General features: G+C 60.1%; 9 protein-coding genes and 3 pseudogenes. 2 read left to right on the top strand and 10 right to left on the bottom strand.

Annotated elements, in window-relative coordinates; translation table 11 throughout:
* The 6 genes and pseudogenes from groEL to J2R78_RS44605 all read right to left on the bottom strand — a co-directional run.
* On the bottom strand, positions 1-716 hold a 716-nt coding region (groEL, locus tag J2R78_RS44630), incomplete at its 3' end, for a chaperonin GroEL (protein ID WP_253636062.1).
* Between the two features lie 86 nt (positions 717-802).
* A complete protein-coding gene (gene groES / locus J2R78_RS44625) occupies positions 803-1,117 on the bottom strand; it encodes a co-chaperone GroES (protein ID WP_253610381.1) in 315 nt (104 codons plus the stop codon).
* 377 nt (positions 1,118-1,494) lie between these two features.
* Positions 1,495-2,466, bottom strand: a complete 972-nt coding sequence (locus J2R78_RS44620) for a hypothetical protein (RefSeq protein ID WP_253610382.1) — start codon at positions 2,464-2,466, stop codon at positions 1,495-1,497.
* Positions 2,467-2,521: 55 nt separating this feature from the next.
* Entirely contained in the window at positions 2,522-3,121 is a 600-nt protein-coding gene (locus J2R78_RS44615) for a RidA family protein (RefSeq protein ID WP_309145060.1), read from the bottom strand.
* A gap of 1,051 nt (positions 3,122-4,172) precedes the next feature.
* Entirely contained in the window at positions 4,173-4,397 is a 225-nt protein-coding gene (locus tag J2R78_RS44610) for a hypothetical protein (RefSeq protein ID WP_253610384.1), read from the bottom strand.
* Positions 4,394-4,603: pseudogene (locus tag J2R78_RS44605) on the bottom strand (biopolymer transporter ExbD); the annotation flags it as partial. The pseudogene J2R78_RS44605 and the gene J2R78_RS44610, both read right to left, overlap by 4 nt.
* A 458-nt stretch (positions 4,604-5,061) precedes the next feature.
* On the opposite strand from J2R78_RS44605, the gene J2R78_RS44600 reads away from it, so the two are divergent.
* Together J2R78_RS44600 and J2R78_RS44595 are read left to right on the top strand one after the other, a co-directional pair.
* Entirely contained in the window at positions 5,062-7,023 is a 1,962-nt protein-coding gene (locus J2R78_RS44600; RefSeq protein ID WP_253610386.1) for a bifunctional diguanylate cyclase/phosphodiesterase, read from the top strand.
* A gap of 1,126 nt (positions 7,024-8,149) precedes the next feature.
* A complete protein-coding gene (locus J2R78_RS44595) occupies positions 8,150-10,396 on the top strand; it encodes a 2OG-Fe(II) oxygenase (protein ID WP_253610387.1) in 2,247 nt (748 codons plus the stop codon).
* 257 nt (positions 10,397-10,653) lie between these two features.
* Here the strand turns inward: J2R78_RS44595 and J2R78_RS44590 are convergent, their stop codons facing one another.
* The 4 genes and pseudogenes from J2R78_RS44590 to J2R78_RS44575 form a co-directional block, all read right to left on the bottom strand.
* Entirely contained in the window at positions 10,654-11,172 is a 519-nt protein-coding gene (locus J2R78_RS44590; RefSeq protein WP_253610388.1) for an RES family NAD+ phosphorylase, read from the bottom strand.
* A gap of 66 nt (positions 11,173-11,238) precedes the next feature.
* On the bottom strand, positions 11,239-11,907 hold the full coding sequence (locus tag J2R78_RS44585; RefSeq protein ID WP_253610389.1) for a hypothetical protein: 669 nt from the start codon (positions 11,905-11,907) through the stop codon (positions 11,239-11,241).
* Positions 11,908-12,080: 173 nt separating this feature from the next.
* Positions 12,081-12,732 (bottom strand): annotated as a pseudogene (locus tag J2R78_RS44580) (plasmid pRiA4b ORF-3 family protein).
* A 487-nt stretch (positions 12,733-13,219) separates the two neighbouring features.
* Positions 13,220-13,363 (bottom strand): annotated as a pseudogene (locus J2R78_RS44575) (DUF2130 domain-containing protein); the annotation flags it as partial.
* Positions 13,364-13,535: the final 172 nt, after the last annotated feature.

Below are 13,535 nucleotides of genomic sequence, written 5' to 3'. Positions count from 1 at the left end.
GCCTCGAGCAGCGGCAGCAGCTCGTTCAGCGAGGAGAGCTTCTTCTCGTTGATGAGGATGTAGGCGTCGTCCATCTCAACGCGCATCTTGTCGGCGTTGGTGACGAAGTAGGGCGAGATGTAGCCGCGGTCGAACTGCATGCCCTCGACGACGTCGAGTTCGGTCTCGAGCGACTTGGCTTCCTCGACCGTGATCACGCCCTCGTTGCCGACCTTCTTCATGGCGTCGGCGAGGAACTTGCCGATCTCGGCATCGCCGTTGGCCGAAATGGTGCCGACCTGGGCGATCTCCTCGTTCGAGGTGACCTTCTTCGAGTTCTTCTGGAGGTCGGCCACGACGGCTTCGACCGCGAGGTCGATACCGCGCTTCAGATCCATCGGGTTCATGCCGGCGGCGACCGACTTGGCGCCCTCGCGGACGATCGCAGCCGCAAGCACGGTCGCCGTGGTGGTGCCGTCGCCGGCCGCGTCAGCGGACTTGGAGGCGACTTCGCGCACCATCTGGGCGCCCATGTTCTCGAACTTGTCGTCGAGCTCGATCTCCTTGGCGACGGTGACGCCGTCCTTGGTGATGCGGGGCGCGCCGAACGACTTGTCGAGCACCACGTTGCGGCCCTTCGGACCGAGGGTGACCTTCACCGCGTTGGCAAGGATGTCGACACCGCGCAGCATGCGGTCGCGTGCGTCCACGCCGAATTTGACTTCTTTGGCTGACATAGTTGATTTCCCTGAGTTTCGTTTTTTCTCACCCTTGGCGGGCGCCCGGCAGGCGCTCCTCAGGGGTGAGCGGTGCGAGCGGTGGATTAGGCGGCCTTCTTGCTGGAAGACACGTTGGTGAGAACGCCCATGATGTCGCTCTCCTTCATGATCAAGAGCTCCTGGCCGTCGATCTTGACCTCGGTGCCCGACCACTTGCCAAACAGCACGCGGTCGCCGACCTGGACGTCGATCGGAATCAGCTTGCCGGTCTCATCGCGGCCGCCCGGCCCAACGGCGATGACTTCGCCTTGCGAGGGCTTTTCCTTGGCTGTGTCGGGAATGATGATACCGCCAGCGGTCTTCTCTTCAGCGTCGATGCGCCTGACCACGACGCGGTCGTGAAGCGGACGGAAATTCATACGGACCTCCTAAACATCTGCATGAGTTGACAATTTCTGGATTGCTAGCAATCCTCGCCCGCGAGTGCCAACGCGGGCGCAGCTGAAATAGGACAGTGTTTTTCTGGAGCAAGGGTCTGTAGCAGAAAAATTGGACTTGGCCGTTCCGATCTGAAGCAAACTCTGTCAGCGCCAGGCGGCTCCCATTGGCGTCGCCTAATCAGAAGGTTTCGACTCGGTCGGACACGCCCAATTATCGACGTTGAACGCAGTCCTGAGCCGACGCAGTTTGCGGTCAAGCAGTTCGCGCTCCGGCCCGTGTGGCGTATTCGCAAGGCGGGCCTCGATGCGCGCCAGTTCGGTGGCAATCAATTCTTTGAAGGGCAGCGCTCTCGTTGTCACGTCGGTGCACGGTGCTTTGGTGCGTTTGGCAAGCGATAGGTGAAAGGGTTGCAAGCTGCCGCAAAACCGAGCCCGAGCACCAGCGGGTCCTTTGCGCGATATGTCAATTCATAGAGGAAGCCCGGCCTGAATCCCGCAGGATAACAGATCTGCGTGTCGCTGGTCGCGGGCTCGCCGGACCCGCAGGCACCGAACGCCCACTCGGTGTTCGGGATCGGAGTCCGCGGCTCGAATTCATGCCGGCGGACAGTGAGCCGAGGCAGAAAACCATCAGGGAGCGAAGTGCGGTTCGCGAGACTGACAGTAGGATAAGGGTGAGTGGCCAGCTTTGTGAACCAACCACTCGACAGGTCTAGCGTCGTTGTTGCCGCTGGCGGAACGATCAGTGGACTGGTCGTCAGTTCACTTCGCACAAGACCCGTGATCGATGATTGATCCGGATTACGGGCAATCGGCACGTGCATGGTCAGCCGATCGCTTCCGGGCGCCACGTCGGCTTGCCAACCGAACCAGACGATAACGTACCCCTGCCGTTGCAGGAAGCCGTCCCCTGCACTGGCGAGGTTGTTGTTGGCGGTGGTTTCGAACGGCATGTCCACGTTGAACAGGGAGAGGCCACCCTTGTTGCCGCGGTTGACGATATTGAAGAACAGCACGCCGTTGCTCTTGCCAAGGTCGGCTGGCCTTAGAATGTCGATGTCCGTGACATACTCGACCATGCCCCGCTGATTGCGTGGCGCCAGGTTGATATCCTGGATGATTACGTTGCTCTCGGCCGTCGGATCAACCTCCCCGTAAGCGTTGCCGACCACTCTCTCATAGGAACCAACCTTGCCAAAGCTTTGACCGGCAAAAGCGGCCTCGATCTTGGTTATCTCGATGCGCGTAATGCGAGCCTCGGCGCTTTGTGCCGCCATGAGAAATCCGGTCAAGCATGTCGACGCAGCGATTGTCGTCAACGCCCGCATTAGAATCTCCTTCGGCAAGAGCATTGTGTGTAACTGATTGCGACCAGCGACAAGGCTACTCTACCTCGAGAACCCATCCTGCTTCGACTGGATCGATCTCAAGGATCATTTCCACTTCGACCGGGGCATTGTTAGGAAGTGCCGCCACGCCCAACGAGGAGCGAGCGTGCTTACCAACCGATGCGCCGAATACCTCGACCATCAGGTCGGAAAATCCATTGACCACCTTAGGCTGGTCAGTGAAGTCGTCGGCCGAGTTCACCATGCCGACCACTTTGACCACACGTTTCACCCGATCGAGACCACCCAGCGCCGCCCGCACTTTTGCCAGCATGATCAAGCCGGCCTGCCGGGCGGCGTCATAGCCTTGTTCGACTGTCAAATCCCGTCCGACCTTACCCTTCACCCCGCCTGACGCGTTGCCGGCCAGGAACAGGAGATTTCCAACTTGCACCGCGTTGACATAGTTTCCGGCTGGTATGGCATCAGCCGGCAGCGTGATGTTCTTCTCTCTCAAGCGCGCCTCCGCACTTGACAAATTCTGCGCCCGCGCGCCTGCAAATGTTGAGGCAAAGATCACCAACCAACACGAGAGCAGGGTCGCCATTTTCGTAATCATCGAGCGCTCCCAGGTATATCTCCAGAACTTCGCCATTGAGATGATGAATCGCCTAACAGCCGAATTGGCAGCGCCGTCAAGCTCGACCCGCCCTCGGTATGACCTTGGGCGCGTACCGTCCTCCGGTGCTTGTCATACAGGTGAGCCAGCGATGCTCTCGCGCAGTGAGTGGAACGCCTTCGAAGGTCCACGCGATTTTTCCTTCAGTGTCCACGGGTGGTAGTGCATCAATTTGCGCAAACTCGCGAACTTTCACGGTCAGTCAAACCAAGAAGCTTGGGGCAACAGAAATATTTGTTCGGATCGGACATGACTCATGCCAGAGGGCGTGACAATCTAACTTTCCTCTTTAAGCCGCAGACGATGACCCGGAGCATCTCCCATTCGGGATAAGGACGGACGCACTCAAGCGCGAAGACGAATTGGTGCTCTTGAGAGCACTTTTCGAAAGTGGCCCTGCCGGCGGCATTCACTCGGGTGTGGCCATCACTGACTGGAAGGCAAGAAAATGCTACTCAATCCGTTCCCATCCGACTCAATCTGTCAGGCGGTCGGCTCTTTTTGATTAGACTTAACCGACCGCCAACAATCAGGGAATGTGTGGCAATGCGTGTCCCAGCAAACCGAGGCCGAGGATAAAGAACGCCCCTGCACAGGTTTCCACAAGTGCGGCGCGCGACTTATGCACGTCCACCCTCAGAGCGAGTGCGGCGCCCACTAGAATGCATACAGCGCCTAACGCGGCGAATGAAGGCGGACTGCAGGTGAAAATATCGAATTTAGGACCGAAGTATGTCTGCTTGCTCAAATCGAGCTGCTCCACTGTGAGGCTGACACAGATAAAGCGAATGCGACAACGCCACTCATCTCCCATATGGGGTATAGGGTTCAAGTCCGGGCGATCGGCCGATATGGAAATGCCGCGCCGGTGAAGCGCTTCGACCGAGGCAAATGGGTTGGTCTGCTGCTCTGACCGTGCGGTCTATTGCTCCAGATCTCCAGTCCCCGGCATGGAAAATCCTCATCGCGACGAAACTATTGATCTCACGGCAGACGTCAGCGCGCGAAAGCGACCGGCGCGAGATAGCTATCGCGCGCTGATGTCCTGGTTCTGGATTTCGGGCGAGCTGGCTTCGACTGGGGCGAGCGTCACGCTGATCGCAGGAATGATGTTGGGCTCGACGGGCCTGCGGGAATACCACAGTGCAATGGCGGCCACGATTGCGGCATGCGCCAGCAGGATTGACAGCGCGGCCAGCGTCCAACGTGATACGCCGCGATTGTCAGGCAGATGCAGGGCGCGGGCGTTCATGGCTTCGCCGCCGGCGCTTCCAGCCCGACCAGCGCGAGCTTGAGATAGCCGCCGTCGCGCGAGGTGTTCATCACCTCCATCAGCTCGCCATAGCTCAGCGACTTGTCGGCGCGGACGAAGATGGTTTCGTCCTTGTGGTTGTTGGTGGCGCTATCTAGCGCACTCGCGAGGGTTTCGCGCGCCACAACGGTTTCGCCGACGGCAATGAAGGCTGGCTCGATCGAACAAAAAGGATAATCGGCACCTCTACCGAAAGACCGGCCGTTTTATTGGCTGGCGTGCCGTGCAGCAAGAAAGCGAACCATGAGGCCCACGTAAAGGGAGAAAGTCGTCGGAGCAAGCGACTCAACTACGGAATGCGCCGTCGCCACACCTTCGTCGAGCCCGATCGATCTCGCACCCCGCCGTTTCATCTCGTTGGCGCTGAGGCTGTCCGCGCGCGAGTTAACTCAAATTTGCGATCTATCAAAGCAATAGGTCGTCTGTACGAAACGAACAGAGTTCGTCTTCAATTTTAACCGGTCCACGCCTCAACAATGAATCCAGCGCGCCGTGAGGTGTCGCGAGGCGGCTGGTACAATCAAGAGTTTATCCTTTGTCAAAGATTTGCCGCGACCTTCCAGAGCTGGCGCCACCGCCATAACCAGTCCTGCAGGGTCCCGGAATGAGGGCATATCTGAACTCCTGGCTCTCGAAGCTCCTAGCCGGAGATTTGGCGGCATTTGGCGGGCCGGCCACCGATGAAGCGGCTGCAGGATACATTCGTGCCGAGCAGATCTCCCTCGTGCTTGGCTATTCGCTGGGCATCATGCTGGCCAACGCCTGCAATGCGGCCGTGCTCGCAATTGCGCTTTGGCATTCGCCAGACAGAAACTTTGCCCTGATCTGGGCGGCGACTGTCGTCTGCGGCGCGCTATCGATAGGCCTGAGAGCGCGTTCATCACGACAGTTGACGAAGCCCCAGTTCGTGTCGCGCCAGGCCATGCACCGGTTGGTACGGAATGCGCTGGTTCTCGGAACCGCCTGGGCAATTGTGCCGGTGGCTTTCTTCGCGAACGCCTCCAATGGCGGGCAGCTCGTCATAACATGTCTCTGCTCTGGGATGCTTGCAGGTGGTGCGTTTGCCTTCGCCACGATTCCGGTGGCGGCAGTTGCGTTCACGGCTCCGATCTTTGTGGGTACGGCAATTTGCCTCGGCAGAAACGACGATTTAGCCTATCTGCTCGTCGCTATCCTGGTCGTGGCCTATGGCTTCGTGCTCCTGCGCGGCGTTTTCGCCAATTCGTTCGCGTTTACCAGACGCGCCATTGCTCAACTGGAGGCCGAAAGGAGGGGGCGACGGGATCCGCTGACCCAACTGCCGAACCGTTTCGCCTTCAATGAGTGCCTCGAAGGTGCCCTCAACAGGCTCGCTCGCACGGGCGAGGAGTTCGCGGTTCTTCTTCTCGACCTCGATCGCTTCAAGGACGTGAACGACAAATTCGGCCACCCCGCTGGCGATGAATTTCTCGTGCAGGCTGCGGCAAGACTACAGCGATGCGTACGGCAGACTGATACTGTTGCGCGCATCGGCGGCGATGAATTTGCGCTTGTTATGACCAATCTGACAAAGGTTGAGGATGCCTTCGAAGTCGCCGAGCGGTTCGTCGGCGCCTTCGCCCAACCATTCGCCATCGAAAAATGCGAGATCGCGGGGGCGGCCAGCGTCGGAATCGCAGTGGCCCCGCGCGACGGCGACGTGCCTCATGAGCTCCTGAGGAATGCCGACATTGCGCTCTATCGTGCCAAGCAAACGGGGCCGGGAACGATCTGCTTCTTTGAGATCAACGACGACAAATCTGCGCACGAGCGCAGGGCGTTGCAGCGGGATCTGGAGCTCGCGATCGATAGAGATGAACTGTTCCTCCTCTACCAACCGTTCTTTGATATTCACGCGAACCGAATCACTGGCTTTGAGGCGTTGCTGCGCTGGCGCCACCCCGTCCGTGGGGTAATTTCCCCGACCGAGTTCATCCCAATCGCCGAAGAAACCGGACTGATCCACGGAATCGGTGAGTGGGTGGTGCGACGCGCCTGCGCGACCCTATCGAACTGGCCGTCGGACCTCAGGATCGCGGTGAATTTTTCGGCAGCTCAATTCCATAACGTCAGCATCCTTGAGACCATCGTGCAGGCCCTTTCGCAAGCCAGAGTTGCTCCTCACCGTCTCGAAATCGAAATAACCGAGTCGATGCTGATCTCGAAGTACGCGCCGGCATCATCGATCCTGAACTCACTCCTACAATTGGGAGTGACGGTGGCACTTGACGATTTCGGGACGGGATATTCGTCGCTGACCTATTTGCTGAAACTGCCTTACACTCGCATCAAGATCGATCAGTCCTTCATACGAGACATGTTGAGCCGACCGGAGAGCGCGGCGATCGTGAAATCAATCATCACACTGACGCAGGACCTGCGGATCGGCGTGGTCGCCGAAGGCGTCGAAACCGCCGAGCAGCTCGACTATTTGCGAAAAGCCAATTGTGACGAAGTGCAAGGATACCTCATCGGTCGGCCGGTCGCGGCCGACGACATCTTCGCTCTGCTCGATCAAGAAAAGCGATGGTCGACACCAGCCGCTTGAATGACGGGGGGGGGGCCTTCGTCATTCCGATGGTGGTAAACATCCGCATCCTAAGTGGAACAGACGCCTGCGCAGGCGCCACAATACTAGCCATGTGGCCAATCTGACTCCCGCATTGGTCAATCCTTTTGCGAGGACTAGACGTAGATACCGCCAATGAACCTTCAAATCTCGCGAGGCTGTGCTAGCCTGCTCGCACAGCTAGGGGAGGGGCGATTGACCAGAGAGCAGGCTAAGGCCGTAGAGTCTGGCATCGAGCTATCATATCCTTACTGCAACGATTGCAGCGCATTGAAATGTGGCGCATGACCAGATTTGTGCGTCTCCTCAAGGAATGCGACCCGAACAATGTTAAGCGTACCCGCGCCGCTCGACTCTATCTCGAGATCGGGGCTCGCCGGATGGCCGCCGAGCGCGGACGTATCTAAGCGCATACTCCAGCTCTTTGAATATGCAGGCGCGGTGTTGAATCTGCATCACCTGCAGCGCGTGGAAGCTGTCGTGAATCTTGTGGCCGAACGTCACGTCGCGGCCACAGCGTGCAACTGACGCGATTCTCTTGCCACCGCCATGTGACGCCTGCCTTGAGCGATATGCGCCCGGCTTCTTCGAAATGACGGAGATGCATTTCTCGGTCGCGAGTGCCGCGCGGCAATCGGGGTGACAGCGGCTTCCCACCCAGATTGTCGCGCTATACGTGAGGTCTTGGATCGGAGGTTTCTGAGAACCGCAAGGCGGTCGCGATCGAAGCTGCACGATGCGCGCTCGAAGGCTATCAGACCAAGCTTAAGAATTGTCATTGTCCCGCGGCCTTGCCGGGCGCAGCGGCCCCGTCTCGTGCCCCCAAGACGACATCCGTACAGTCCGTGTGGTGAAGGATCGCACCGCGAGACGCTGGTACCTTTAGAAGGGAGAGCGACAGGTTCACGTGCTGCAATGACGCGTGATAGAAAGGGGACGTCGTTCGCGCGGATTCCACCGAGATCGGTCTAGGTAAAAATTAACTTCACGCACCTGTTCGGGGTGTCGAGCCAAGTGGCCAGACAGGTCTGTCCCCCGACCGTGTGGGATCGCGTCGACTTGACGGTCATCCACGAAACACCGTCCAACTTGCCGGAGGATTAGCATGTCGTCGATCGGTACCAGGTTGCTCAACAGTCTGCGATCCGTTGAGCGCCCGGGTGACTTCTGTGTCGGTGGAATTCGCGAGATTTTCATGCCAACGATCGACGTCGACGGCGTGGGCAGGCTCGCCTTTCCGGTTCTGCCGGCCCAAGCGGAGCGGCTCGTCGCAATCGCAGAGGCTGCTCCCTTTGGGCGCGGCGAGGAGACATTGGTCGATCGCGAAGTCCGGAGAACCTGGCAGGTCGATTCGGCCAACGTTCGGATCGCAGGACGTCACTGGGACAAGACCCTGGCCGGCCTTGTCGCCGACATAGCCCGCCGGCTCGGCGTGGGCGAGCCGGTTGCGGCCGACTTCTATAAGCTTCTTGTCTACGACACCGGCAGCTTTTTCGTTGATCACCGAGATACCGAAAAGGTCGCCGGCATGTTCGCGACGTTGGTGCTCATACTGCCCTCGGCCCATAGCGGTGGCGAGCTGATTGTCAAGCATCTCGGCCGGGAGGTGGTGCTCGAGCTGCGGCCGGAGGAGCCGTCGGAGATCGGATTTGCGGCCTTCTACGCTGACTGCGTGCATGAGGTGCGCCCCGTTAAGACGGGATGGCGTCTGACCCTCGTCTACAATTTGCGTTTCGCCGGCACGAGCCGCGCGCTGAAGGCACCCGATTATCGGGCGGAACACGGGCAAGTGGTGGAGTTGCTGCGGACCTGGGCGGGCGCTGAGGACGAGCCTGACAAGCTGATTCTGCCGTTAGAGCACGTTTACACGCCAGCCGAGTTGTCGTTCGGTGCACTCAAGGGGGCCGATGCGGGCGTGGCGTCCGTGCTGGCGAAGGCCGCTGCTGACGCGAATTGCGATCTCCACCTCGCTCTCGTGTCGATCGAGGAGGGCGGCAGCGCCGAACATAGCCCCTATTTCGGCCGTCGCAACCGCTTGAGTCGAGACGATGAGGAGTTCGAGGTTGCCGAAATCTTCGACCGGGCGCTGATCCTATCCGAGTGGCGGCGCCCAGACGGCGGCGAGGCCGGGTTCGGCGATTTTCCATTCGCCGAGGACGAGTTGTGCCCGGCAGATGCTTTCGAGAATCTGATGCCGGACGAGCAGCATTTTCACGAAGCCACGGGTAACGAAGGCGCGTCCTTCGAGCGCGCCTATCGCCGCGCTGGTCTCGTGTTGTGGCCGGCAGCCCGAAGGCTCGCAGTGCTGAACCAGGCCGGCCTCGGCACAACGTTGCCCTATCTCGAAGATCTGACGGCGCGCTGGGAGGCGAGCGACGCATCGATCTCGTCGCCGTTGTGGCATGAGGCCGATGAGCTCTCGGGGCACATGCTGCGCTCCTGGCCGCGCACCTCGCGGGCAGACGACGACGTGGCAGCTGGCCGGATGCTCGATTTGCAGATCCGGCTTGGGAACGTCGGGCGCATCGATGCGCTTCTCGCTGAACTGTCCGCCGAAGGCCATTACGCTGCGCCCGACAACGGGTCGATCGTGCGCGCTGTCGCGCTTCTGCCTGCCTCGCGCGCAACGGAATTGCTGATCCGGATTGTCAGCCGTAACGCTTCGGCCCATCTCAGCGCCTGCGGCGATCTGCTGTCGCGCTGCGTTGCGGCGCCGGCAGGTCTGCCCCTCGAACAGATCGGCCAAGCCTTAATAGATGCGATGCCGGGCGACCCCACCACGCAGCAGCAGGTCGATGTCTGGACCCGGCCAGCGCCGGTGAAGCCAGGCTTTGTCGTCGACCTCCTGACAGCGACAAGTCGGATCGATGCGGGGCTCGCAGCGCGCGCGATCCAGCACCTAATGGCCTGGCCGAAGACATACAAGCCGGACGATGTGCTGGTCCCCGCTGCTCTGGCGATTGCCAAGCTGGAGGAGAGCAGGGCGTGGCCGGTGGTCGCGCGGCTCCGGGAGGCCGCGCTCAACCACCTGCACAGGCGCATCGCCCTGCCGCTGGAGGCGCCACGGGACTGGACCAGGACCAACCCGCTCAAATGCACGTGCGGCGACTGCCGCGGGCTGGGCGCGTTCCTGACTGCGCCGGATCAACAGCAATGGCGCCTGAAGGCGGTCCAGGACCGGAGGACCCATGTCGAGCAAAGGGTCCGGAGCGCGACGTGCGACCTTGACCTCGCGACGGAAAGACGCGGCAGTCCCCACACGCTGGTCGCTACCAAGAACCAGGCCAGCTACGAACGCCGCGCCAGGCAGCGACGGCAGGATCTGGAGCACGTCTCGGCGCTGGGCGGATAATCTTGCCTCCAGCACGGAGCACGGAGCCAGGAACTCAGGCCGCAGAATGCGCCGGAAGGATCGAGCTCGCGGGCCAAGGCACGGGAGTATAGACGCGGCCATCAACCAATCCCTGGAGGGCGACGACCCCGATCTCGGACCCGGTCGGCCATGAAGGAGCCTTGAACGTCATGGCAGGCCAGGAAGTCAAACTGCTCATTTGCCTCGACTCCTTCAGCGACGACGGGCAGTGTCCGGGCTGCCGGCTTCAACGAGAGTCAGCCAGGCGCTAGTCCGACCTTATATCGTTGCGCAAGCCGCCAGAACCAGTCTTGGTCCAGGTTGGTCTGTCGATCGATCTCCCGGATTGAGCTGCGAGTGCGATCAAACAGCGCATAGCAAAGGCCATCGTCGTCGTGGCGAGCGTAATAGGCGATGCCGTCGGGACTAAGCGGATGGCCCAATAGCGCCCTCGACCAGGCCTGCGGCACGTCGTAAGGCAGTCCGCCATGCACCACCTCGGCGGTCGCACCGAGAATAGCGAGCGAGGGGCCAGCCCGTCTGATGAGCGAAAGATCTGCGGTGATCTCGAGACGAGCGTAGGCTTTGCGACGCAGCAGGCCGGCATCTATCAGGGTCCGTCCCGGCACGCGAAGGAATGTCTCTGCAAATGCGCCGAAGGGCTCCCGGGCTGCATAGAGAACGCCGTAGCTTCCATCAGGGGCGTTCAGCCGGCCGAGACGCGACGTGTCGAAAAAGATCGGATCGTACTCGGCGGTGTAGAGCCGATGAACCACCGTACCCCGCCGCAGCTGGACCGGGCGGGGACGGCGGCGATCAAGCGTCCGGCGGCAGCGGAGCGGTCACGCGCCTTGCTGGGCCATTCGCTGAGCGGCCTCGATCACAACTTCAACCTTGCCTTCCTTGAGCAGGTCGATGGGCTTGCGGCCACCCAGCCGATCATCTGGCTGAACCAGGAAATTCAGAATGGTCCAGGGATTGTCGGTCGGCAGCGCTTCCTGGACGGACTTAAGACCCTCGACGACAGTGCCGTCCGCGTTGAACTGAAGGGTCGGAAAGCTCCGGTGGTTGCTGGGACCGGGAACGGCAAGGAGACTACCTTCCTGCACGCGCTTGTCGACAGCCTGCCGGGAGATTCCCCGCAGCAGGGTTCTGACCTGGTCCAGATCGTACGCGCCTCCTGATCGCCGAAGATCCTCTTGCGCAATGCGGACGCCCTCGAGGACAGCGAGAGCACGGGCGTCGGGCGCAAATGCCTCCTTGTTAACGACACGGGTCTTCTTCGCTGCTCCAGAGAAGAACCGAAACGCTTGACCCGCCAGTTGCTTATTGCGCTCACGAATCTTCCGCAGCGCCGTCGCACTCTTGGAAACAATCGCGACCTGAGCGTCTGCGGGAAGAGCCAGGCTCTTCAAAGCGGAGGGCTTCTGCTTAAGTACCATCATCACTCCGTCCTCGTGGACGGAGGACAGATCCTTGTTACCGGTGGCCTTTGACTGTGCCTTGGACATGATCTCAACTCCGCCCCCTGGATATGGAGGCAACTTTGTCAAACTTCGTCAACCGCAGGTTCGTCAACCGCAGATCGGTTCCACGCAATAGAACTGCACAAGTCTCTGGCGTGCCCCGAAGCCGGCGCCCGGCATGCTGGTCAGCCTTGGCACTGAAGCGCAGCCAGTTGGTGTCAATCACGATGGCTTTTCTCGACGGAGGCGATAGTCGTCCTTTGATGCGCGCAGTGCTTTGGCGATAGCCTCGTTGATGTCGTCGAGATTGCAGGACTCCGGGTGGAACTTGCGGCCAGCCCATCGGTGCATCGCTTTATGTTCTTCATGGTCGGGGTCGAGCCAGGCCTCAAGGAAGTCGGCATAGCCTGAAGGCCCACCAGCGTCTTCGGGGGGGCCTGAGCGTGCGGCGGCGATACAGCGAGGATATTGGGCGCTCTCCTCGCGCGCGACGCGCTCCAAGCGCAGCAGATGACGCCAATTATCGCCGAAGTCGTATTCGTAGAGGATCGTGAGAGAGTTTTCGCCGGGATCGTGGGGGAAGTGAAGGTCGATCATCCTGACCTCGGTCGCCTCGAAGATCCTGCTGTCGGACAGACCGTCGTCATCGAACTCTGGAGCTCCGTAGATGAGACCGCCAATATTGAACTGATGCAGATGGCTGTCGCTCCAGCCAAAGGCGGCCTGCAGCACCTCGTGGAGTTGGGCTAGGTTGAGAGTGATTGGCAGTTCGAGAGTGCGGCTGATCTTGGGCTCGATGCCGAGGATATGAACCTCGGCGCGCACAATGAAGCTGTCCGGATCGAATGGGTCAAGCATGCTGCAGATCATGCCGTGCATGATTGTCGCAGGCAATAGATGGGCGACGATTGTCCTTCGACCGCACCGACACAAACCGGCAATCGTAGACGACGTTAGGATTTTGGCCCGCGAGTGATCGGCACTGGTTTCTAGCAGGACTTCGCCTGCACCCCATTGAATAGTTTGTGGTGTCGCCGCCGGGTCAAGCGTTGTCCTCGCTTACGCTGCGGGAACGCTTGACCCGGACGCCTGTGTGCCTTGCCCGAAATGCCCCGTTAAGGTCGTCGATTCCCATGACGGACCTAAGACTCTAAGAGGACAGTTGCGATACAGAACCTAACAGCAGTTCGGACGTGACGTTGTTGTTGTAATTCGCATAATCTTCGTTATGGAATATATTCCTATTATCGGAAATCTTGAACTTGCGCGGCGACTATCTTCGTTGGTAGCATTATGCGCGCCGCAAAATCGCCAATCGTTTCACATCACCGTTTGTTTCGCTTGGCTCCTGCCTGCCTCACTCCGCAGCTTCAGCGGGCGGGCTCTTGAGCTCAGCAAATTTCGCCGCCATCGTCGGATTGCCTCGGGTCAGCTTCTTGATCGTCACGTCCTGCGTCTTGTCGTTCGCAAGGCGGAGATTGCGGTCTGCACCGATCAATGCAGATGGTGCAGCGAGATAACCGGTTCGGGAAAGCACTATCTTGAGACGAATGATGCGATCTGGTTGGCACATGGCGGCGCTGCCTCCTGCCGGCTGGTTCTGACGATTGCCGAGACCAGACAGGACAGGCCATCACGCGCGCGCAAGGCACAAAATCCTGCAGTGCGCCGAG

This window comes from Bradyrhizobium sp. USDA 4538, assembly GCF_024171045.1.
GTDB classification, from domain to species: Bacteria; Pseudomonadota; Alphaproteobacteria; order Rhizobiales; family Xanthobacteraceae; genus Bradyrhizobium; species Bradyrhizobium australafricanum.
Note: the sequence above shows the minus strand (reverse complement) of the source record. Positions and strands in the feature narration are given on the sequence as shown.

Excerpts from the sequence above, each read along its gene's own strand:
- groES (WP_253610381.1), bottom strand. The coding sequence starts at position 1,117 with ATGAATTTCCGTCCGCTTCACGACCGCGTCGTGGTCAGGCGCATCGAC.
- J2R78_RS44620 (WP_253610382.1), bottom strand. The coding sequence starts at position 2,466 with ATGCGGGCGTTGACGACAATCGCTGCGTCGACATGCTTGACCGGATTT.
- J2R78_RS44615 (WP_309145060.1), bottom strand. The coding sequence starts at position 3,121 with ATGGCGAAGTTCTGGAGATATACCTGGGAGCGCTCGATGATTACGAAA.
- J2R78_RS44610 (WP_253610384.1), bottom strand. The coding sequence starts at position 4,397 with ATGAACGCCCGCGCCCTGCATCTGCCTGACAATCGCGGCGTATCACGT.
- J2R78_RS44600 (WP_253610386.1), top strand. The coding sequence starts at position 5,062 with ATGAGGGCATATCTGAACTCCTGGCTCTCGAAGCTCCTAGCCGGAGAT.
- J2R78_RS44595 (WP_253610387.1), top strand. The coding sequence starts at position 8,150 with ATGTCGTCGATCGGTACCAGGTTGCTCAACAGTCTGCGATCCGTTGAG.
- J2R78_RS44585 (WP_253610389.1), bottom strand. The coding sequence starts at position 11,907 with ATGTCCAAGGCACAGTCAAAGGCCACCGGTAACAAGGATCTGTCCTCC.